Annotated in this window: 18 protein-coding genes, 1 tRNA gene and 1 other RNA gene; 13 read left to right on the plus strand and 7 right to left on the minus strand. The window is 70.5% G+C overall.

All coding sequences use genetic code 11. The annotated features are described in order from the left end of the window. Positions 1-7: 7 nt before the first annotated feature. Together ACFY2A_RS07200 and ACFY2A_RS07205 are read right to left on the minus strand one after the other, a co-directional pair. Positions 8-214 carry a DUF397 domain-containing protein gene (locus ACFY2A_RS07200; RefSeq protein ID WP_387169559.1) on the minus strand — a complete coding sequence of 69 codons (207 nt, stop codon included), beginning with the start codon at positions 212-214 and terminating at the stop codon, positions 8-10. Then, a complete protein-coding gene (locus ACFY2A_RS07205; RefSeq protein WP_387169561.1) occupies positions 205-972 on the minus strand; it encodes a Scr1 family TA system antitoxin-like transcriptional regulator in 768 nt (255 codons plus the stop codon). Before ACFY2A_RS07205 ends, ACFY2A_RS07200 begins: the two co-directional genes overlap by 10 nt. A gap of 724 nt (positions 973-1,696) precedes the next feature. Here ACFY2A_RS07205 and ACFY2A_RS07210 point away from each other — a divergent pair. Next, positions 1,697-1,939, plus strand: a complete 243-nt coding sequence (locus ACFY2A_RS07210) for a flavin reductase (RefSeq protein WP_387169563.1) — start codon at positions 1,697-1,699, stop codon at positions 1,937-1,939. A 102-nt stretch (positions 1,940-2,041) separates the two neighbouring features. Here the strand turns inward: ACFY2A_RS07210 and ACFY2A_RS07215 are convergent, their stop codons facing one another. Both ACFY2A_RS07215 and ACFY2A_RS07220 read right to left on the minus strand, forming a co-directional pair. Beyond that, positions 2,042-3,121: a hypothetical protein gene (locus ACFY2A_RS07215; protein WP_387169565.1), complete on the minus strand. Its 1,080-nt coding sequence runs from the start codon at positions 3,119-3,121 to the stop codon at positions 2,042-2,044. After that, a complete protein-coding gene (locus tag ACFY2A_RS07220) occupies positions 3,118-3,483 on the minus strand; it encodes a PadR family transcriptional regulator (RefSeq protein WP_387169567.1) in 366 nt (121 codons plus the stop codon). Before ACFY2A_RS07220 ends, ACFY2A_RS07215 begins: the two co-directional genes overlap by 4 nt. Positions 3,484-3,634: 151 nt before the next feature. Between ACFY2A_RS07220 and ACFY2A_RS07225 the strand changes: the two genes are divergently transcribed. The 3 genes from ACFY2A_RS07225 to msrA are packed head-to-tail and all read left to right on the plus strand — an operon-like array spanning position 3,635 to position 5,777. Continuing rightward, complete coding sequence (locus tag ACFY2A_RS07225) at positions 3,635-4,342, plus strand: DUF1223 domain-containing protein (protein ID WP_387169569.1); 708 nt, start codon at positions 3,635-3,637, stop codon at positions 4,340-4,342. Further along, positions 4,339-5,238, plus strand: a complete 900-nt coding sequence (locus ACFY2A_RS07230; protein ID WP_387169571.1) for a redoxin — start codon at positions 4,339-4,341, stop codon at positions 5,236-5,238. The genes ACFY2A_RS07225 and ACFY2A_RS07230 overlap by 4 nt, the downstream gene beginning before the upstream one ends. Before the next feature lie 26 nt (positions 5,239-5,264). After that, positions 5,265-5,777 (plus strand): peptide-methionine (S)-S-oxide reductase MsrA, encoded by a 513-nt coding sequence (msrA, locus tag ACFY2A_RS07235; RefSeq protein ID WP_210940302.1) that lies wholly within the window; start codon positions 5,265-5,267, stop codon positions 5,775-5,777. Positions 5,778-5,865: 88 nt separating this feature from the next. Here msrA and ACFY2A_RS07240 read toward each other — a convergent pair. Next, a tRNA-Ser gene (locus tag ACFY2A_RS07240) sits at positions 5,866-5,950 on the minus strand. Positions 5,951-6,031: 81 nt separating this feature from the next. Here ACFY2A_RS07240 and ffs point away from each other — a divergent pair. The 9 genes from ffs to ACFY2A_RS07285 all read left to right on the plus strand — a co-directional run bounded on the left by ffs (position 6,032) and on the right by ACFY2A_RS07285 (position 17,035). Further along, an RNA gene (ffs, locus tag ACFY2A_RS07245) (signal recognition particle sRNA small type) lies at positions 6,032-6,121 on the plus strand. A 236-nt stretch (positions 6,122-6,357) separates the two neighbouring features. Beyond that, the gene (locus ACFY2A_RS07250; protein ID WP_387169573.1) at positions 6,358-9,507 is read left to right on the plus strand and encodes a DNA polymerase III subunit gamma and tau; all 3,150 of its coding nucleotides are present in this window, start codon (positions 6,358-6,360) and stop codon (positions 9,505-9,507) included. A gap of 285 nt (positions 9,508-9,792) precedes the next feature. Next, positions 9,793-10,101, plus strand: a complete 309-nt coding sequence (locus ACFY2A_RS07255) for a YbaB/EbfC family nucleoid-associated protein (protein WP_239093270.1) — start codon at positions 9,793-9,795, stop codon at positions 10,099-10,101. An 8-nt stretch (positions 10,102-10,109) separates the two neighbouring features. Continuing rightward, positions 10,110-10,703, plus strand: coding sequence for a recombination mediator RecR (recR, locus tag ACFY2A_RS07260; protein ID WP_363917796.1), 594 nt, complete (start codon positions 10,110-10,112; stop codon positions 10,701-10,703). Positions 10,704-10,973: 270 nt separating this feature from the next. Further along, a complete protein-coding gene (locus ACFY2A_RS07265) occupies positions 10,974-12,635 on the plus strand; it encodes an ABC transporter substrate-binding protein (protein ID WP_363917798.1) in 1,662 nt (553 codons plus the stop codon). 77 nt (positions 12,636-12,712) lie between these two features. Next, positions 12,713-13,717: an ABC transporter permease gene (locus ACFY2A_RS07270; RefSeq protein WP_093410022.1), complete on the plus strand. Its 1,005-nt coding sequence runs from the start codon at positions 12,713-12,715 to the stop codon at positions 13,715-13,717. Beyond that, positions 13,714-14,676: an ABC transporter permease gene (locus ACFY2A_RS07275; protein WP_164450034.1), complete on the plus strand. Its 963-nt coding sequence runs from the start codon at positions 13,714-13,716 to the stop codon at positions 14,674-14,676. The genes ACFY2A_RS07270 and ACFY2A_RS07275 overlap by 4 nt, the downstream gene beginning before the upstream one ends. A 63-nt stretch (positions 14,677-14,739) precedes the next feature. Next, a complete protein-coding gene (locus ACFY2A_RS07280; protein ID WP_363917800.1) occupies positions 14,740-15,855 on the plus strand; it encodes an ABC transporter ATP-binding protein in 1,116 nt (371 codons plus the stop codon). A 76-nt stretch (positions 15,856-15,931) separates the two neighbouring features. After that, on the plus strand, positions 15,932-17,035 hold the full coding sequence (locus ACFY2A_RS07285; RefSeq protein ID WP_387169576.1) for an ABC transporter ATP-binding protein: 1,104 nt from the start codon (positions 15,932-15,934) through the stop codon (positions 17,033-17,035). An 82-nt stretch (positions 17,036-17,117) separates the two neighbouring features. On the opposite strand, the gene ACFY2A_RS07290 is transcribed toward ACFY2A_RS07285, so the two are convergent. Further along, a complete protein-coding gene (locus tag ACFY2A_RS07290) occupies positions 17,118-17,570 on the minus strand; it encodes a hypothetical protein (RefSeq protein ID WP_363917804.1) in 453 nt (150 codons plus the stop codon). Then, complete coding sequence (locus ACFY2A_RS07295; protein ID WP_387169579.1) at positions 17,552-18,211, minus strand: HNH endonuclease family protein; 660 nt, start codon at positions 18,209-18,211, stop codon at positions 17,552-17,554. Before ACFY2A_RS07295 ends, ACFY2A_RS07290 begins: the two co-directional genes overlap by 19 nt. Positions 18,212-18,300 lie beyond the last annotated feature (89 nt).

An 18,300-nucleotide genomic window follows, 5' to 3' on the forward strand; every position in this document is an offset into this window, starting at 1 on the left:
ACGGTGGTCAGGTCTTGTCGACGGTGGCGACGAAGGCGCGCCAGGCGGCCGGGCTGAACACCAGTGCCGGGCCGGTCGGGTCCTTCGAGTCGCGTACGCCCACCACGCCGGGCAGGTTCCGGGCGACCTCGACACAGTTGCCACCGTTGCCGCTGCTGCGGCTGCTCTTGTGCCACCGGGCGCCGGCAAGCGCCGGGATGTCGTTCAGTGCCATGACTGCGCCACCTCCCTGATCAGGTCGACCGACTGCCAGTGCGACAGCGTCTCGCCGCGCACGTTCTCCCAGGCGGCCAGTATGGCCGCGATCTCGGCCTGCTCGCTCACCACCTGCCCCTGCAACTGGTTGTCCAGGTAGCCGGCGATGCGGTGATCGGGCGCGGTCGCCAGCACGAACGGGCCGTTCAGCCCAGCGTATTCGCCCACTGTGGACGGCACCACATGTAGCCGGATGTGCGGCTGGGTGGACGCCTCGGCGAGCGCCAGCAGTTGCTCGCGCATGACGGCCGGGCCGCCCACCGGCCGGCGCAGCACCGCCTCGTCCAGCACTGCGGTGAGCAGCGGCGGCTCCTCGCGGCGCAGGATCAGTTGGCGGGACATCCGGTGGTCGACAAGTCGTGCCACCTCGCTGCGCGGGATCAGGCCGCCGCCGGCGAGCACCGCGCGGGCGTACGCCTCGGTCTGGAGCAGGCCGGGTACGACCATGGATTCGAAGGATCGCAGCGTGGTCGCCTCGCGCTCGATCTCCTGCCAGGGGCGGAACCAGACCAGCGCCCGACGTCTCGAAATGTCCGGCCAAATGTCCGAGACATTCTTCTGGAGCGCATCTGCCGCCGTGAGCCGGTGCCGGGCATGCGGGATCCGATCTTCGAGCAACCACCGGCTCACCGTCTTCGGGTCGACGCCGACGCGTTCCGCGAGCGACTCGATCGTGTGCCCGGTGTCCCGCAGCGCCACTCGCAGCGCGTCGTTCATGGCCGCCTCCCATCGGACGTCTCGAATATCCGCCGACCATACCCACACGCCATGTAGTTGTCCCGTTACATGCGGCAAGTTGGGGTATCGATGGCGCGGCCGGTGGAGGTTCATCCCCCTTGACCCGGCGGTCGTGACATCGGGGGGCCGCCGCCGGGCGAGCAACCACGGCGGCCCCCATCCACCACTCGACGCGCTGTCGAGCTGAGAGCACAGACGACTCAAGCCCGCTGGCGGACGCGGGACCGGGCGACCTGTGCCGGCCGGCTCGACCGCCGGACGGAGCGAGGTGACCAGTGCCGCACCACACCGCAAGCCCGCGATCGCATGGCCGTCGGGTCGGGCACCTCCCCGGCCGCGACGTCCTCGGCCGGGATGCCGTCGGTCGGGGCGTCGTCGGTCGGGATGCCGTCGGGCCGCATCCGTGCCGCCGACCCGGCCCGTGCGTATGCGCTGGCTCGATCACTCCGGGGGAACTCTTCCTGCTGAGCAGCGCGGCGTCCCCGCAGTTCGTTCGCCCGATCACGGTCCGGGTCATCCGGCACCGCACCGACCGGGTCACCTACGACGGGTGGACCTGGATCGAGTGCTACCAGCTTGACTCCCGGGGTGACGCTGTCGAGCGCCGCGAGCTGTTCCTGATGCCGGCCGGCCTGATCCGGGCCGGAGATCACCCGTCGGCGTCCCGTGCCCGGTCAGGCCGTCCGGCCGGGGTGGCTCGCCGATGAGCCGCCGTCGCCCGGAACATGTGCCGTCCCGCCCTACCTGGCGTTGCCGGAACTGCGGCGTCAGGTGGCCGTGCAGCGCGGCCAAGCTCCGGCTGCTCGGCGAGTACCGGGAGGACCGGGCCGCGTTGCTCGTGCACCTCGCGACGCTGTACGCGCAGGCCAGCGCGGAACTCGGTGACTCGACGTCGACGGTCGGGCTGTTCGACCGCTTCGTGTCCTGGGCGCGTGTGCGAGGTTAGGAGGCTGTCCGCGTACCGTCGCGGGAGCCGGACCGGGACGTGCCCGGCGCATGCCCAGGGGCCGCTCCCGGTCGGAACGGCCCCTGCCCCCGTTGTCGCGCGTCAGCCCGGTACGACGCTGGGCTGTGGTGGTTGCTCGCCGGGACGGGCGGTGAGGATCGCGGCGACGGCGACCACGAGCCCGGCGACGGTAAGCCCGAGCACCAGCCAGTGCGGACCGAACGGGTAGTACTCGCCGGGCGTGAAGGCACTGTGCACGGTCAACGGAGATCCCTCGTGGACGCTGCCGTCCCGAAACACCCGCATGACGTTGCCGTAGAGAGCGACAGCCGGCAGGGCCAGCGCCACCAGGGCCCCGCCCCAGAGCGCGGCGGCGTGGCGGCGTCCGGGCGGCGCTGCCGCCATCCGGTACGCGACGGCCGCCGCGACCAGCCAACCGGCGAGCAGCCCGGCGGCGGTGCCGACGACGACAAGCGGCAGAAACACGGCGGTACGCTGCGGCATCGCGAGGAGCGAGACGTCGCTGCGGATGGCGATGGAGCTGTTTTCTGCCGGGTTCCAGCCCATCACGATGATGCTCAGGTCGGCCGACTCGGCTGTGAAACGCGTGCCGTTCAACGGGACCTCGATGAACGAGCCAGCCTCGTCGCGGGTGCCCGACATGCCGGTGACCGGGGTGAAGCCGGAAACCGACCAGCCGTCGGCGGTCAACCGCTGCCGGACCTGCTCGGCGTCCCAGACGCCGTCGACCCGACTGAACGAATGGGCCGCCTCGGCGGTCCACGGCGATGACGAGTAGAAGGAGTGAAGGGTCTCGTCCCCGCCGGCCTGCTGGGTGAGTCTGGCCATGCCGGCTTGGTCGGGCAGGTCGGCGAAGGTCTGGGCACCGAGCCAGGAGCCGGCGGCGGCACCGAAACCCCCCATGACCAGCGCGGTTAGCAGCGCCGCGATCGCCATGAACGGCCGGCCGGCGGGCAGCCGGAACCGCAGCCGCAGGCCGCTGCCGATCAGGTGCAGAGCCTCACCGGCCCGGGGGCGGCGCTGGCCCGGTTCAGCCATCTCCAGCAGAGTGGTCACCACCTCGGTACCGTGCCGCCGCCGGTGTCGACGCGGGTAGGCGAGCAGCAGCCTGCGGTAGCCACGCTCCAGCCGGTCATCGGCGGTCGGCCAGGCCGCGGTCATCCGGTCACCGTGCCGAAGGCGGGGGCGCTCGCCGGGCCGAAGCTCAGCGCACCGCCGAGGCGCCTGCCCAACTGGATCTCGGCGGCGGTGGCGTGCCGGCGCAGCCGCTCGGCCTGCGCCTGCAACGCGGCGGCACCGGTGTCGCTGAGCCGGTAGTAGCGGCGCAGCCGGCCCTCGACGGCCTCCTCCCGGTCGACGGTGACCAGGCCCTGCTCGGCCAGCCGGTCCAGCGCACCGTAGAGGGTGCCCGGCCGCAGCTTGACCTCGCCCGCCGACAGCTCGTCGACGGACCGGATCACCCCGTACCCGTGCAGCGGCTGCGCCGCCAGCGCGGTGAGGATCAGAAATGTGGGTTCCTGCATACCGCGATAGTACGGCCGACGGTATATAACGTCTACCGTTCTGTCCGAGCGGTCTCTGTCTGGACGGGTGGGCTCTTCGCGGTTCGGACATGAACGCGGGCTCGGCGGGAAGGCAGCGCTGCCAGGAGACCGGACCGAGAGGACGCACGCCATGGCGGACCCATCGCGTTCCGCAGCGGTGGACGGCGGATTCGCCGTCGTGGAGATGTTCACCTCCCAGGGCTGTGACAGCTGCCCGCCGGCCGAGGAGGTGCTGTCCGAGATCGAACGCACCGCCCGGGAACGGGGGCAGCGCGTGTTCACCCTCGGCTTCCACGTCGACTACTGGGATCACCTGGGCTGGGCCGACCCGTACGGCGATCCGGCGCACACCCGTCGCCAGGAGGACTACGCACGCGCGTTCGGCGCCGGAGGGCTGTACACGCCGCAGATGGTGGTCAACGGCACCGTCGAGTTCGTCGGCTCCAACCAGCAGGCGGCGTCGTCGGCGATCACCTCCGCCCTGTCGGCAGCGCCTGTCACGTCGGTGACGCTGTCAGTGGAGACCAGCGATGGCGGACGTCGGGTCGCGGTGGACTACCAGGTGGATCGGCCACCCGCGTTGGGCATGGTGAATGTGGCGGTCGTGGAAGACGGCCTGGCGAACGACGTACCCCGGGGTGAGAACGCCGGGCGACGACTGCGGCAGGACAGCGTCGTGCGCGCCTTCACGGCGGCGAATCTCAACCTGACCAGTGGCCGGATGGAACTCGACGTGCCGTTGGAACTCGATCCCCGTCAGGCCATGGTGGTCGGCTACGTCCAGAACGACGGCGACCAGGCCATCGTCGGTGCCACGGCGGTGGAGGTGCCCGCATGACGACCGGCCTGACCCTGCGGCTTCCTCCGATCACCGTCGACCGGTGGGTGAACTCGCCGCCGTTGACGCCCGACGACCTGCACGGTCGGGTGGCCCTGATCGACATCTGGGAGTACACCTGCATCAACTGGATCCGCACCGCCCCGTATGTCAAGGCGTGGCACCGCGACTACACGGACCTCGGGCTGACCGTCGTCGGTGTGCACGTGCCCGAGTTCGCCTTCGGCCGGGACCCGAGCAACATCGAGCAGGCCGTCTGGGGCCAGGGGCTCACCTATCCCGTCGCCATGGACAACGCGTACGCGTTCTGGCGTGCCCTGCGCAACGACGCCTGGCCGGCGAAGTACCTCTTCGACACCGACGGGCGACTCGTCGACAGGTGGGTCGGCGAGGGTGCCTACGAGCAGGTGGAGTCGGAGATCCGGCGGCTGCTTCAGGCACGGGCACCAGGTGCCGAACTGCCGCCGGTCAGCCGGGAGACGACGGAGTTCGCCGCCACCGGCGAGCCTTCCTACCTCGGCATCACTCCCGAGACGTACCTCGGTGCCGACCGGGGCGTACCGGGCAGCTACGCCGTGGCCGGCGACTGGCGCAGCGAGGGCGAGTACGTCGAGCTGGCCAGCGGCGGCGGGGAACTCGGGTTGCCCTTCGACGCCGGCGAGGTGAACCTCGTCGTCGACCCGGGACCTGACGGGCCGGCCACCGTCCAGGTGCTGCTCGACGGGAACCCGATTGGCCACGAGCGCGGCGCCGACGTCGGGCCGGACGGCGTCGTGCGGATCGACCGGGCACGCATGATCCGACTCGTCGCCGGTGCGTCCCGAGGCGACCGCCTGCTGACGCTCGTCACCGACCAGCCGGGTCTGCGTGCGTACGTCTTCACCTTCGGTCCGTAGGATTTTTCTAGCGCAGGGAGGAAGCGATGACGACGCAGAAGGCGATTCTGGCTGGCGGTTGCTTCTGGGGCATGCAGGATCTCATCCGCAAGCGGCCCGGCGTGCTCGACACCCGCGTCGGCTACACCGGCGGAGACGTGCCGAACGCGACCTACCTCAACCATGGCACGCACGCCGAGGCGATCGAGATCAGCTATGACCCGGCGCAGGTGTCCTACCGGGACCTGCTGGAGTTCTTCTTCCAGATCCACGATCCGACCACGAAGAACCGGCAGGGCAACGACGTCGGAGTGAGCTACCGGTCGGCCATCTTCTACGGCGACGACGAGCAGCGGAGGGAAGCCGAGGACACCATCGCCGACGTCGACGCCTCCGGCCTGTGGCCCGGCAAGGTGGTCACCGAGGTGAGCCCGGCCGGTCCCTTCTGGGAGGCCGAGCCGGAGCACCAGGACTACCTGGAGAAGCACCCCGGCGGGTACACCTGCCACTTCCCCCGGCCGGACTGGAAGCTGCCCCGGCGAGCGAAAGACCGCACCTGACCGAGACCGTGCCCGGCTCGCGGGGCCGGCCACGACTCAGGGCCGGCCCCCTGGGGGCCGGCCCTGTCGTTTTTCCTGCTCAGGTGAGCGGAGGATACGAGATTCGAACTCGTGAGGGTGTTAACCCAACACGCTTTCCAAGCGTGCGCCCTAGGCCTCTAGGCGAATCCTCCGCGAGCCAGGATACAGGTCCGCGCCGGGCTTCCCACCCCACCACCCCCTGAAGATCCACCGTCGGTCGGGTAGGCTGGGGGCACCTCCCGTGCGGCGGTATCTCGTGAACCTCCCCAGGGCCGGAAGGCAGCAAGGATAAGCGAGCTCTGCCGGGTGCACGGGGGGCCTTTCTGTCTCCGGCGCCCTCCGGCGCGCCCCCGGCGCTCTCCAGTTGCGGCATCTGGGGGTTTCCCGGCCGGTGGAGACCGCAAGATGCCGCAACCGGAGTGGATCACCCCGACACCACGACCTGCCGCGGCCCGACATACCGCGATCCGGGCGGGCCACCCAGGGCGGCCCGGCGGGGTGGGTGGTCAGGCGGGCGAGGTCGGCGCAGAATGGCTCGGTCGAGAGGAGGCGGGACGCCGTGGCACTGGCGCTCTACCGCAAGTACCGGCCGCGTACCTTCGCCGAGGTCATCGGGCAGGAGCACGTCACCGAGCCGTTGTCGCAGGCGCTGCGCAGCGGGCGGCTCAACCACGCGTACCTCTTCTCCGGCCCACGCGGCTGCGGCAAGACCTCCAGCGCCCGCATCCTGGCCCGCTCGCTCAACTGCGAACATGGCCCGACCCCGGAGCCCTGCGGCACCTGCGACTCCTGTCGCTCGCTGGCCGGAGACGGGGCCGGCTCGATCGACGTCATCGAGATCGACGCGGCCAGCCACGGTGGCGTGGACGACGCCCGTGAGCTGCGGGAGAAGGCGTTCTTCGCGCCGGCCAACAGCCGTTTCAAGATCTATGTCATCGACGAGGCGCACATGGTCTCGTCGGCCGGCTTCAACGCCCTGCTCAAGCTGGTCGAGGAGCCACCGGAGTACGTCAAGTTCATCTTCGCCACCACCGAGCCGGAGAAGGTCCTCGGCACCATCAAGTCGCGGACCCACCACTACCCGTTCCGGCTGATCCCGCCGAAGGTGCTCCGGCCCTATCTTGAGCAGCTCACCCAGGCCGAGGGGGTACCTGTCGAACCGGCGGTGTTCCCCCTGGTGGTGCGCGCCGGTGGCGGCAGCGCCCGGGACAGCCTTTCCGTACTCGACCAGCTCATCGCCGGTGCCGGCCCCGAAGGGGTCAGCTACGCCCGGGCCGCCGCGCTGCTCGGGGTGACCGACGCGGCGCTGATCGACGAGATGTGCGACGCCCTCGCCGCCGGGGACGGCGCCGCCGCGTACGCCACCGTCGACCGGGTCGCCGAGGCCGGGCACGATGCCCGCCGGTTCGCCTCCGACCTGCTGGAACGTCTCCGCGACCTGATCGTGCTCCAGCAGGTACCCGACGCGGCGGCCAAGGGCCTCATCGACGGGCCGGACGACCAGCTCGAGCGGATGGCCGCCCAGGCCCAGCAACTCGGCCCGGGCACCCTGTCCCGCTGCGCCGACATCGTGCACGACGGCCTGGTCGAGATGCGCGGCACCACCGCGCCCCGGCTGCTGCTCGAACTGATCTGCGCCCGGATGCTGCTGCCGGGCGTCGACGACGCCACCGGCGGTCTGCTCCAGCGCCTCGAACGCATGGAGCGCCGGCTCACCCTCGCCGGCACCGACGCGCCGCCGGCCACCGCCGGCTCCGCGCCCGCCACCAACCCCCCGGCGGTACGCACCCAGCCTCCCGCCGCGCCCGCGGCTGCCGCCGCGAATAGGGCCGGGACCGACGCTGCCGCGCCGGCTACCGCCACCTCCCCGACCGGCCGGGACAGCGCCACCTCGGTGATCGGCCGCGACAGCGCAACCTCGTCGGCCGAGCGCGGCAGCGGCCGTTCGTACTCCGCTCGTGGCGACGGGTCGTCGGCTGGTCCGGACAGCGCGACCCGGGCCGCCGGTCGTGACGGGGTGTCGTCGGCCGGTCCGGACGGCACGACTCAGCAGGCCGGTCGTGGCGGCGCGATCCCGGGCGGTCCTGACGGAGGTGCCGAGAACGCCGGTCGTGTGGGAGCGACCTCGACCGCCGGTCCGGGGACGGGCGGTACCGCAGCGGATGGTCGGGCCGACGCGGGTCATGGCGCCGCCGGGAACGGGGCCGGCATGACCGGGGCCGGCACTGGTCCGGCCGGCGGACCCGGTGGGGGCGGTTCGGGGCGACCGGATGGCACCCAGAGCGATGCGGCCAACGGTGTCGCCACGTCCCGGCGACCCGTGCCGGCGTCGGCGATCATGCCTGATCCGGCGACCCCGGAGCCTCCTCGCCCCGGTGCGACGACCCCCGGCGCGCTGGACGCGGTCGCGGTGCGCCGGGTCTGGCCGGAGGTGGTCGGCAAGGTCAACCGGAGCAACAAGCGGATCGCCGCGCTGATGCGCGACGCGGTCGTCCGTGACCTCGACGGGGACACTCTCGTGCTGACCGTGAAGTCGGCGGTGCTGGCCCGGATGATGTCCGACCACGCGCAGGTGCTCACCGACGCGCTCTACGAGGAGTTGGGCGGACGCTGGCAGATTCGCTGCGAGGTGGCCGGCGAACGGGGCGGGGCGTCGCCTGGTCCGCACCGCAGCCCAGCCGCTCCCGGCCCGGCCCCTGCTCCGGTCGCCGCCAGTTCGCAAGTGCCCGCAGGGCGGGCCGATCGAGGCCGCTCCGGCGGTGCCTCCGGCGCTCATCGGTCGGGTGACCCGGCCGCCACCACGGCTGAGAACAGCGACGACGACTGGCCCGAGCCAGCCCGCCCAGGTGGCAGCGCCTCGGCCGCCGACGACTGGCCGGAGGCGGCCCGCCCCGGGAGCGGGTCCGCCGATGCGACGGCGGACCCGTCGGACGACCTTCGAGCGGCTGCCTCGCACACCTCGGCGGACCCGATTGTGCCGGGCCCGTCGAGCCGTGGCGCGGGTGATGGCTCACCGGTCGCCGGTACCGACGGCGCGGGGACGCATGCGGCGTCGGGCCGGGTGGCGGCGAGCGTCAGGCCGAGTGCGAGCGGGGCGAGTGGCGAGCCGGGTGCGAGCGGGCCGAGCGTCAGGCCGGGTGCGAGCGGGCCGGATGCGAGCGGGGCGAGCGGCGGGCCGGGTGGAAGCGGACCGAGCGGCGGGCCGGGTGGAAGCGGAACGGCCGTCGGACAGGACGGGGCGCGGATGCCCGTCGGCTCAGGCGGAGCGACGACAACTGCCGGGTCGGGTGGGGCTCGGGCGAATGTCGGCTCGGGCGGTCGTGGGTCAAGTGCCGCGCCGCGCCAGGCAGCGGCACCCAACGGCAACGGCGGCTCCGGTGGTGCCCCGGTGAGCAGCGCGATCGCGGCGGCTCGGGCGGCAGCGGCCGGGCGGGGCGCGCGTACCGCCAAGGCGACCCGGCAGACCGCGGACGCGGAGTTCGCCGGCGAGCCGCCGTACGACCCGGATTTCGACGGCCCGCTGCGCGGTGGCGCGGAACGTGCCGGCGGTGCTCGACCGGCCGCCACTCCCACCTACGAGGGCTTCGACCCGGGCGACGAGCCACTCGACGAGATCATCGACGAGAAGACCGCCCGCGAGTCGAGCGAGGAACAGGCCGTACGCCTACTCCGCGAGACCTTCGGCAGCGTAGAAAAACTCAGCGACTAAGCCCCACCCCACCCCACCCCACCCCCACCCCACCCCCCACCCCTCGGCGTCGATCTTGCACTTCTTGCCCCGACAAATGTCATCGAAACCGACATTCGGGCGACCGGAAGTGCAAGATCGACGCCGAGGGGGCGAGGGCATGGGCGGGGCGGGGGTGGGGTGGGGGTGGGGCGGGGGTGGGGTGGGGTGCGGCGTGCGGGGGTGGTCGGTGGAGGGCGTTAGGGTGGGCGGCGGCAGGAGAGCCGAGTTGAGGGAGTCATCGTGCGGCCTGGTGGACAGCCGAACATGCAGCAGATGCTGAAGCAGGCGCAGAAGATGCAGCAGCAGATCGCCAAGGCGCAGGCCGAGTTGGCCGAGGCCGAGGTGACCGGCACTGCCGGCGGCGGGCTGGTGACCGCTGTCGTCGCCGGTTCCGGCGAGGTCAAGAGCATCAAGATCGACCCGAAGGCTGTCGACCCGGACGACGTGGAGACCCTGGAGGATCTCGTCGTCGCCGCGCTGCACAACGCCACCGAGGCGGCCCGCGAGCTGACCGAGCAGAAGATGGGCCCGGTCGCGGGCGGGATGGGCGGCCTCGGCCTGCCCGGGTTCTGAGCCCGCAGATGTACGAGGGTGCCATCCAGGATCTGATCGACGAGCTGGGCCGGCTGCCCGGCGTGGGCCCCAAGAGCGCCCAGCGGATCGCCTTCCACGTGCTGTCCGCCGACCCGGCCGATGTCAACCGGCTGGCCGGCGCACTGCGCAAGGTCAAGGAGCTGGTGCGGTTCTGCACCAGTTGCTACAACGTCGCCGAGTCCGATCAGTGCCGGATCTGCCGCGACCCGCGCCGCACCGACGAGGTGATCTGCGTGGTCGAGGAGCCGAAGGATGTGGTGGCGATCGAGCGGACCGGTGAGTTCCGGGGTCGCTACCACGTGCTCGGCGGTGCGATCAACCCGCTGGAGGGCATCGGGCCGGACAATCTGCGCATCCGCGAGCTGATGACCCGTCTCGGTGGTGGTGCGATCCGTGAGCTGATCCTGGCCACCGACCCGAACACCGAGGGCGAGGCGACCGCGACCTACCTCGCGCTGATGGTGAAGCCGATGGGGATCGCGGTGACCCGGCTGGCCAGCGGGCTGCCGGTCGGCGGCGACCTGGAGTACGCCGACGAGATCACCCTGGGTCGGGCCTTCGAGGGTCGCCGCGCCGTCTGAGGACGGGGTCCCGCGTCCACTGTGGTTTCTAACATGTGGGCCGGCTGGCCGACAGTCGATGTAACAAATCCGCATCACCCAAACCGGACAAAAAGTCTCTTTGTCGGTCGTCTGTGCTGGCCTTTCGCTGCCGTCCCAGCGATTAAGACACGATCCGGTACCAACCGCTTCGACAGCCATTTCCCGCCGGTCCGAACGGGAGCTAAGGTCACGGCCATCGGTGACCCTGTCACCACGTTGTCCGTACCCCTAAGGACGAGGTGAAGCACCATGCGTGCATCCAGGCCGAAGGTCGCTATCGCGGCCGTGGCGGCCGCGGCCCTCGCGGTTGCAGGCTGTGCCGAGAGCGACCGTGAAGGTTCCGGCGGTAGTAGCAAGGACACCCTGGTCTTCGGCGTCGCCGGAGACCCGAAGGTGCTCGACCCCAGCTTCGCCAGCGACGGTGAGTCGCTGCGCGTGGCCCGCCAGGTGTTCGAGACGCTGGTCCGCCCGGAGGAGGGTGGCACCAAGGTCAGCCCCGGCCTCGCCGAGTCCTGGGAGCCGGACGCCGCGGGCACCACGTGGACGTTCAAGCTGCGCTCCGGCGTGAAGTTCCACGACGGCACCGACTTCAACGCCGAGGCCGTCTGCGTCAACTTCGACCGCTGGTACAACGCCAAGGGCCTGATGCAGAGCCCGGACGTGACCGCGTACTGGCAGGACGTCATGGGTGGCTTCGCCGCCAACGAGGACGACACCCTCGGCGAGAGCCTCTTCAAGTCCTGCTCCGCCACCGACCCCACCACGGTCGCGCTGACCTTCAGCCGGGTCTCCAGCAAGATCCCGGCCGCCCTGATGCTGCCGTCCTTCTCCATGCACAGCCCGAAGGCGCTCCAGGAGTACGACGCCAGCAACGTCTCGGGCAGCGCGGACGACATCAAGTACCCGGCCTACGCCACCGAGCACCCCACCGGTACCGGCCCGTTCAAGTTCAAGACCTGGGACATCGCGAACAAGACGCTGACCCTGGAGCGGAACGAGGACTACTGGGGCGACAAGGCCAAGCTCAAGAGCCTGATCTTCAAGACCATCTCGGACGAGAACGCCCGTAAGCAGGCGTTGCGCTCCGGCGACATCCAGGGCTACGACCTGGTCGGCCCGGCCGACGTCCAGCCGCTCAAGGACGAGGGCTTCAACCTCCTGACCCGTCCGGCCTTCAACATCCTCTACCTGGCCATCAACCAGAAGGGGAACCCGAAGCTGGCGGACCTGAAGGTCCGGCAGGCGCTCGCCCACGCCGTCAACCGGCAGGCCCTGGTCGACTCGAAGCTGCCTCCGGGCGCCCAGGTCGCGGTGAACTTCTTCCCCGACACGGTCGAGGGCTGGAACGGCGACGTCACCAAGTACGAGTACGACGTCGAGAAGGCGAAGTCGCTGCTGGCCGAGGCCGGCGCGTCGGACCTGACCCTGCGGTTCCACTACCCGACCGAGGTCACCCGGCCCTACATGCCGAACCCGAAGGACCTGTTCGAGCTGGTCTCGGCGGACCTCCAGGCGGCCGGCATCAAGATCGAGCCGATCCCGCTGAAGTGGAGCCCGGACTACCTCAACGCCACCACCTCGGGCACCGCGCACGACCTGCACTTCCTCGGGTGGACCGGCGACTACGGTGACGGCTACAACTTCATCGGCACGTTCTTCGACCGGCAGAAGGACGAGTGGGGCTTCAACAACAAGGCCCTGTTCGACAAGTTCCGGCAGGCCGACACCACTGCGGACCAGGCGGCCAAGGTGGCGCTCTACAAGGAGTTGAACGCCGACATCATGAACTTCCTGCCCGGTGTGCCGATCTCGCACTCGCCGCCGGCCATCGTGTTCGGCAAGGACGTGACCGGGGTCAAGGCGAGCCCGCTCACCGACGAGCGGTTCGCCACCGCGGAGTTCAAGTCCTGATCTGACGCACCGACCACGGGCGGGCGCTGTGACCCACAGCGCCCGCCCGTGATCCCTTGCCCCCTTCCGAGGCCGCCGTGTTCCGGTTCATCGTCAGACGCCTGCTTCAGTTGATACCCACGCTGTTCGGGCTCTCCATCCTGTTGTTCATCTGGCTCCGGCGACTGCCCGGAGGCCCCGAGACCGCCATTCTCGGCGAGCGGGGCACACCCGAGATGCGTGCCGCGATCCGCCGCAATCTCGGTCTCGACGAGCCGATCCTGATCCAGTACGGCCGGTTCGTCCGTCGGATGATCCGCCTCGACCTGGGTACGTCCATCTCGACGAAGCGCGAGGTGACGACGGAGTTCCTGCAACGATTCCCCGGCACCGTCGAGCTGACCATCACCGCGATGGTGATCGCGGTCGGCATCGGCATTCCGCTGGGCTACCTGGCCGCCCGTCGTCGTGGCCGCTTCCTCGATCACGCCTCCGTCGGCGGGTCGCTGATCGGCATCTGCATCCCGGTCTTCTTCCTCGCGTACATCCTCAAGGCGATCTTCTCGGAGAACCTCGGCTGGTTCCCCTCCAGCGGCCGGCAGGACCCGACCATCGGCGCCACCCGGATCACCAACTTCTTCGTCCTCGACGGACTGATGACCCGGGAGTGGGACGCCGCAGCCGACGCGCTCATGCATCTCGTGCTGCCGGCGCTCGCCCTGGCCAGCATCCCCTTGGCGATCATCGTCCGGATCACCAGGGCCAGTGTGCTCGAGGTGCTCAACGAGGACTTCGTGCGTACCGCCGAGGCCAAGGGCCTGACCGAGAACGTCGTGCGCCGCCGGCACGTGCTGCGCAACGCCATGCTCCCGGTGGTGACCTCGATCGGTCTGCTCACCGGTGGCCTGCTCTCCGGCGCGGTGCTGACCGAGACGGTCTTCGCCTTCAGCGGGATCGGCGCCTTTCTCGCCGACTCCATCAACCAGCGCGATTATCCGGTGCTGATGGGCTTCATCATGATCATCGCCGTGGTCTACGTGCTGGTGAACCTGATAGTGGACCTCTCCTACAGCCTGATCGACCCGAGGGTGAGGGTCCGATGACGACCATCGGTGGCAAGAAGCGAGAGAAGATCGACCGACTCGCCGAACTGGCCGCCCGCGACGAGGAGCGGGGGGTGAGCCTCTGGCAGGACGCCTTCCGTCGGCTGCGGCGCAACCCGGCCGCCATCATCGGCGCGGTCATCCTCACCGTCTTCGTCCTGGTCGCGCTGATCGGCCCGTTCCTGGTGCCGTACGGGCCGACGGACACGATGGGCATCCGGGAGGGCGTCATCAAACCGGGGCTCATCCCCGGATCTTCCAGCGAGCACTGGTTCGGTTACGACCACCAGGGTCGGGACGTCTTCAGCCGCATGATCGTCGGGGCCCGGCAGACCCTGCTGGTCGGCGTGGTGGCGACCCTGATCGGTCTCGCCGTCGGCGTGTTGATCGGCGGTGTCGCGGGTGCCGCCGCCGGCCTCGGCGGGCGCTGGGGCCGATGGGTCGACAGCACCCTGATGCGGTTCATCGACATGCTGCTGGCGCTGCCGAGCCTGCTGCTGGCGGTCAGCATCGCCGCACTGCTCGGACCGAGCCTGACCACGGTCATGATTGCGGTCGGGATGGTCTCGGTGCCGGTCTTCGCCCGGCTGCTGCGTGGCTCGATGATCGCCCAGTCCAACAGCGACTACGTTTTGGCCGCCACCTCGCTCGGTGTACGCAAGTCGAAGATCGCCCTGGCCCACGTGCTGCCCAACTCGCTCGCCCCGGTCATTGTCCAGGCGACGCTGACCCTGGCCACAGCGATCATCGAAGCGGCAGCACTGTCCTTCCTCGGGCTCGGCAACCCCGACTCGGCAACCCCCGAGTGGGGCGTCATGCTCGCCGACGCGCAGCAGTACCTGGGCATCCGGCCCGAGCTGGCCATCTACCCGGCGGTCGCCATCATCATCACCGCGCTGGGTTTCACCCTGCTCGGTGAGTCGATGCGTGAGGCCCTCGACCCGAAGCTGCGGAAGTAGGCATGCCGAGCATGAGAAGCGCGCATTTGAATTCCGTGGCTGTGAACGAAAGGGCGGTGCGACATGGCACTGCTTGACGTCGAAGATCTTTCGGTGACCTTTGCCCGGCGCGGTCAGCGGACCGTGCGGGCCGTGGACGGGGTCTCCTTCTCCGTGGAGGCCGGCGAGGTCGTCGGCCTGGTCGGCGAGTCCGGCTGCGGCAAGTCGGTGACCTCACTGGCGATCATGGGCCTGCTGCCCAAGCAGCCCGGTCTTCAGGTGGCCGGCAAGGCCGTCTTCGACGGCACCGATCTGCTTCAGCTCGACGACCGGTCCCGGCGGGACATCCGGGGTCGGGACGTCGCGATGATCTTCCAGGATCCGCTGTCGTCGCTGAACCCGGTCGTGCCGATCGGGCTCCAGGTGACCGAGGTGCTGACCCGGCACCGTGGGATGCGGGGGGAGGCGGCGGCGAAGGAGGCTGCGCAGTTGCTGGACCGGGTCGGCATCCCCGACCCGAGGCGGCGGCTCAAGGAGTACCCCCACCAGCTCTCCGGTGGGATGCGCCAGCGTGCCCTGATCGCCATGGCGGTGGCCTGCCAACCCCGGCTGCTCATCGCCGATGAGCCGACGACCGCGCTGGACGTCACCATTCAGGCGCAGATCCTGGAACTGTTGAAGGATCTGGTCCGGGACTCCGGCACCGCGTTGGTGATGATCACGCACGACCTGGGCGTGGTGGCCGGCATGTGCGACACCATCAACGTGCTCTATGGCGGTCGGGTGGTGGAGACCGCACGGCGACGTCCGCTGTTCCGTCAGCCCCGGCATCCGTACACCGTGGGGTTGCTCGGCTCGGTGCCGCGCCTGGACGCGGGACGCGGTGAGCGGCTGAACCCGATTCCGGGCTCGGTGCGTGACCTGCTGCCCTGGCCGGACGGCTGCGCCTTCGCCCCGCGCTGCGACCGACGGGTGGACGCCTGCGTCGGCGAGCCGCCGGACCTGGTGCTGACCCACGACGGTCGCAGCTACCGGTGCGTCAACCCGGCGCCGGTGCCGGGCCTGACCCGCGGCGAGGAGGTCCGGGAGGCGCAACCGGGACAGGCCACGCCGGGCTCGGTGCCCGCGCAGGCGGTGCCGGACGACCCGCCGGCCGTGCCGGGCCTGGCCGCCGCCCCCAGCGAGGAGGAGACGCCGTGAGCGAGCGCAGCGAGCGAATCAATCGGCTCAGTGTGGTGGTGCCTCATGGCGGCACGCAGCGAAGCGGAGTGCCGTCATGAGCGGAGAGGACACCCTCGTCGAGGTACGGGACCTGAAGGTGCACTTCCCGATCAAGCGGGGGGTGCTGTTCGACCGTACGGTCGGCCACGTCAAGGCGGTCGACGGCGTCGACCTGCGCATCACGCGCGGCCAGACGTACGGCCTGGTCGGCGAGTCGGGCTGCGGAAAGTCCACGCTCGGGCGGGCGTTGCTCCAGCTCACCCCGCCGACCTCGGGCGAGGTCAGCTTCGACGGGGTCGAGCTGACCACGTTGGCACCGAACAAGCTGCGCACGATGCGCCGCCGGATGCAGATGATCTTCCAGGACCCGATGTCCAGCCTCGATCCACGGCAGAACGTCGAGTCCATCCTCACCGAGGGCCTACAGGCGCACGGTATCGGTGGTGACCGGGACGGTCGTCGCAAGATCATCGCCGAGACGTTGGACCAGGTCGGGCTGCCGCGTTGGGCGCTGTCCCGCTACCCGCACGAGTTCTCCGGCGGCCAGCGGCAGCGCATCGGTATCGCCCGGGCGCTGGTGCTGGGGCCGGAACTCATCGTCGCGGACGAGCCGGTGTCCGCGCTCGACGTGTCGATTCAGGCCCAGGTGGTCAACCTCCTCGACGAGCTTCAGGACAATCTCGGTCTGACCTACCTGGTGATCGCGCACGACCTGGCGGTGGTCCGGCACATCTCCGACACCGTCGGCGTGATGTATCTGGGTGCACTTGTCGAGGAGGCGCCGAGCGACCGGCTCTACACCGAACCGCTGCACCCGTACACCCGGGCACTGATGTCGGCGGTGCCGGTGCCCGACCCGGACGTGGAGGATCGCCGGGAGCGCATCCTCATCGCCGGCGATCTGCCCTCGCCGGCCAATCCGCCGTCGGGCTGCCGCTTCCACACCCGGTGCCCGTGGGCGCAGCCGACCCGCTGCGCCGACGAGCGGCCGGAGCTGCGGGAGATCGGCGGCAGCCGGGTCGCCTGCCACTGGGCCGAGCAGATCGCCAGCGGGGAACTGCGTCGGCACAAGGTCAGCGTGGAGATCACCCGGCCGGCGGGTGAGGGCGAGGAGCCCTCGGTCGTCTCCGCCCCTACCGAGCCGGGCTCCTTCGTGTAGTTCCGGAGCAGCGGGTCCCTTCCTGACGCCTGAGCTGCCGGAAGGGGCCCTTGCCCGGATATTGCCGACGACCCGGCGGCGATCAGCCTTCCGGGCGGTGCAGCAGGCCGATGGCGATGTTGTGTACCGCGTCCAGCCCGGCGACGTCGGCCAGCGGCGTGCTGGCGCCGGTGACCGCGTACCACTCGTCGGCGTCCTTGTACTGCACGTGCAGGCTGACCCGCCCGTCGGCGAAGTCGGTGCGCAGGGTCAACTCGCCGGTCACCACGCCGACCTCGTCGGTCATCACCCCGCCCGGTCCCGGCACGATGTCGGCGCTGCGGCTCTGCGGGCCGGTGGCCCCGCCGGCGTCGGCGGTCATCCCGGCGCCCGGCACCTCCACCTCACCCGCGGCGGCACCGTCGGCGGTCATGCCGGCCGTGGCCGGGCCGGGTGGCGGGCTGCCGGTGGCCGCCGCCGCGTCCTCACCGCCCGGATCCGGCATGCGCTCGGGCGCCGGTGCGCCGTCGGCGCCGGTTACGGCTTGCTCTCCCATGTGCAGCCCTCCAACATGTCGGCCAGCTCGGCCTGCTCGGCACTGGTCACCGTCAGCTGCCAGTGGTGCTTCACCGCCACCCAGTCCCCGGCATATTGACACCAGTATGACCGGTTTGATGGCTTCCACTGGGACGGGTCCTGGTCACCCTTTGCCCGGTTGGAGGATGCGGAAACCGCGAAGAGCTGCGGCCGGTCGAGGTCGTTGGCGAAGTCGCCGCGCTTCGAGTCGTCCCATTCGTCGGCACCGGAGCGCCAGGCGTTGGCCAGCGGGACCATGTGGTCGATGTCCACGTCGGAGGGGTCGGTGAAGGTGCGTCCGTCGTAGACGCTCTCCCACCGCCCGCCGACCACGTTGCAGCCGGAGTGCTCGATGGCCTTGCCGTCGCGCTCCAGCACGGTGTCGCGGACGTCGCAGTTCTGGCCGGTCTTGCGCCAGTGCGGGAAGCGGTTGCGGCTGTAGCCGCGCATCGAGCCCGCCTCGGCGACGGTCAGTTCCGCGAGCATCTGGTTGATGTTGCCGCCGCCGCTCGGCGGCGTGACCGGCTCCTCCTCAAGCGGGACACAGCCGGCGGCGCCGAGGGTCAGCGCCGCGACGAGCGCGAGCGCCCCCGGGGCGCGGGGTCCTGATCTGGTACGCACAGACGACACCTTTCCAGCTTGCGGGCTTCCGGCGATCCCGCACAGTACCCGGCCAGGGTTTCGGCGTTTCGTGGTGTCTGGCGGATGGT

The organism is Micromonospora sp. NPDC000442, from assembly GCF_042898635.1.
Lineage (GTDB): Bacteria > Actinomycetota > Actinomycetes > Mycobacteriales > Micromonosporaceae > Micromonospora.

What these genes read in the sequence shown, in the direction of transcription:
- ACFY2A_RS07265 (WP_363917798.1), top strand. Translation starts at nt 10,974, where the DNA reads ATGCGTGCATCCAGGCCGAAGGTCGCTATCGCGGCCGTGGCGGCCGCG.
- ACFY2A_RS07220 (WP_387169567.1), bottom strand. Translation starts at nt 3,483, where the DNA reads ATGCAGGAACCCACATTTCTGATCCTCACCGCGCTGGCGGCGCAGCCG.
- ACFY2A_RS07205 (WP_387169561.1), bottom strand. Translation starts at nt 972, where the DNA reads ATGAACGACGCGCTGCGAGTGGCGCTGCGGGACACCGGGCACACGATC.
- msrA (WP_210940302.1), top strand. Translation starts at nt 5,265, where the DNA reads ATGACGACGCAGAAGGCGATTCTGGCTGGCGGTTGCTTCTGGGGCATG.
- ACFY2A_RS07230 (WP_387169571.1), top strand. Translation starts at nt 4,339, where the DNA reads ATGACGACCGGCCTGACCCTGCGGCTTCCTCCGATCACCGTCGACCGG.
- ACFY2A_RS07275 (WP_164450034.1), top strand. Translation starts at nt 13,714, where the DNA reads ATGACGACCATCGGTGGCAAGAAGCGAGAGAAGATCGACCGACTCGCC.
- ACFY2A_RS07200 (WP_387169559.1), bottom strand. Translation starts at nt 214, where the DNA reads ATGGCACTGAACGACATCCCGGCGCTTGCCGGCGCCCGGTGGCACAAG.
- ACFY2A_RS07215 (WP_387169565.1), bottom strand. Translation starts at nt 3,121, where the DNA reads ATGACCGCGGCCTGGCCGACCGCCGATGACCGGCTGGAGCGTGGCTAC.
- recR (WP_363917796.1), top strand. Translation starts at nt 10,110, where the DNA reads ATGTACGAGGGTGCCATCCAGGATCTGATCGACGAGCTGGGCCGGCTG.
- ACFY2A_RS07290 (WP_363917804.1), bottom strand. Translation starts at nt 17,570, where the DNA reads ATGGGAGAGCAAGCCGTAACCGGCGCCGACGGCGCACCGGCGCCCGAG.
- ACFY2A_RS07280 (WP_363917800.1), top strand. Translation starts at nt 14,740, where the DNA reads ATGGCACTGCTTGACGTCGAAGATCTTTCGGTGACCTTTGCCCGGCGC.
- ACFY2A_RS07285 (WP_387169576.1), top strand. Translation starts at nt 15,932, where the DNA reads ATGAGCGGAGAGGACACCCTCGTCGAGGTACGGGACCTGAAGGTGCAC.
- ACFY2A_RS07210 (WP_387169563.1), top strand. Translation starts at nt 1,697, where the DNA reads ATGAGCCGCCGTCGCCCGGAACATGTGCCGTCCCGCCCTACCTGGCGT.
- ACFY2A_RS07255 (WP_239093270.1), top strand. Translation starts at nt 9,793, where the DNA reads ATGCAGCAGATGCTGAAGCAGGCGCAGAAGATGCAGCAGCAGATCGCC.
- ACFY2A_RS07225 (WP_387169569.1), top strand. Translation starts at nt 3,635, where the DNA reads ATGGCGGACCCATCGCGTTCCGCAGCGGTGGACGGCGGATTCGCCGTC.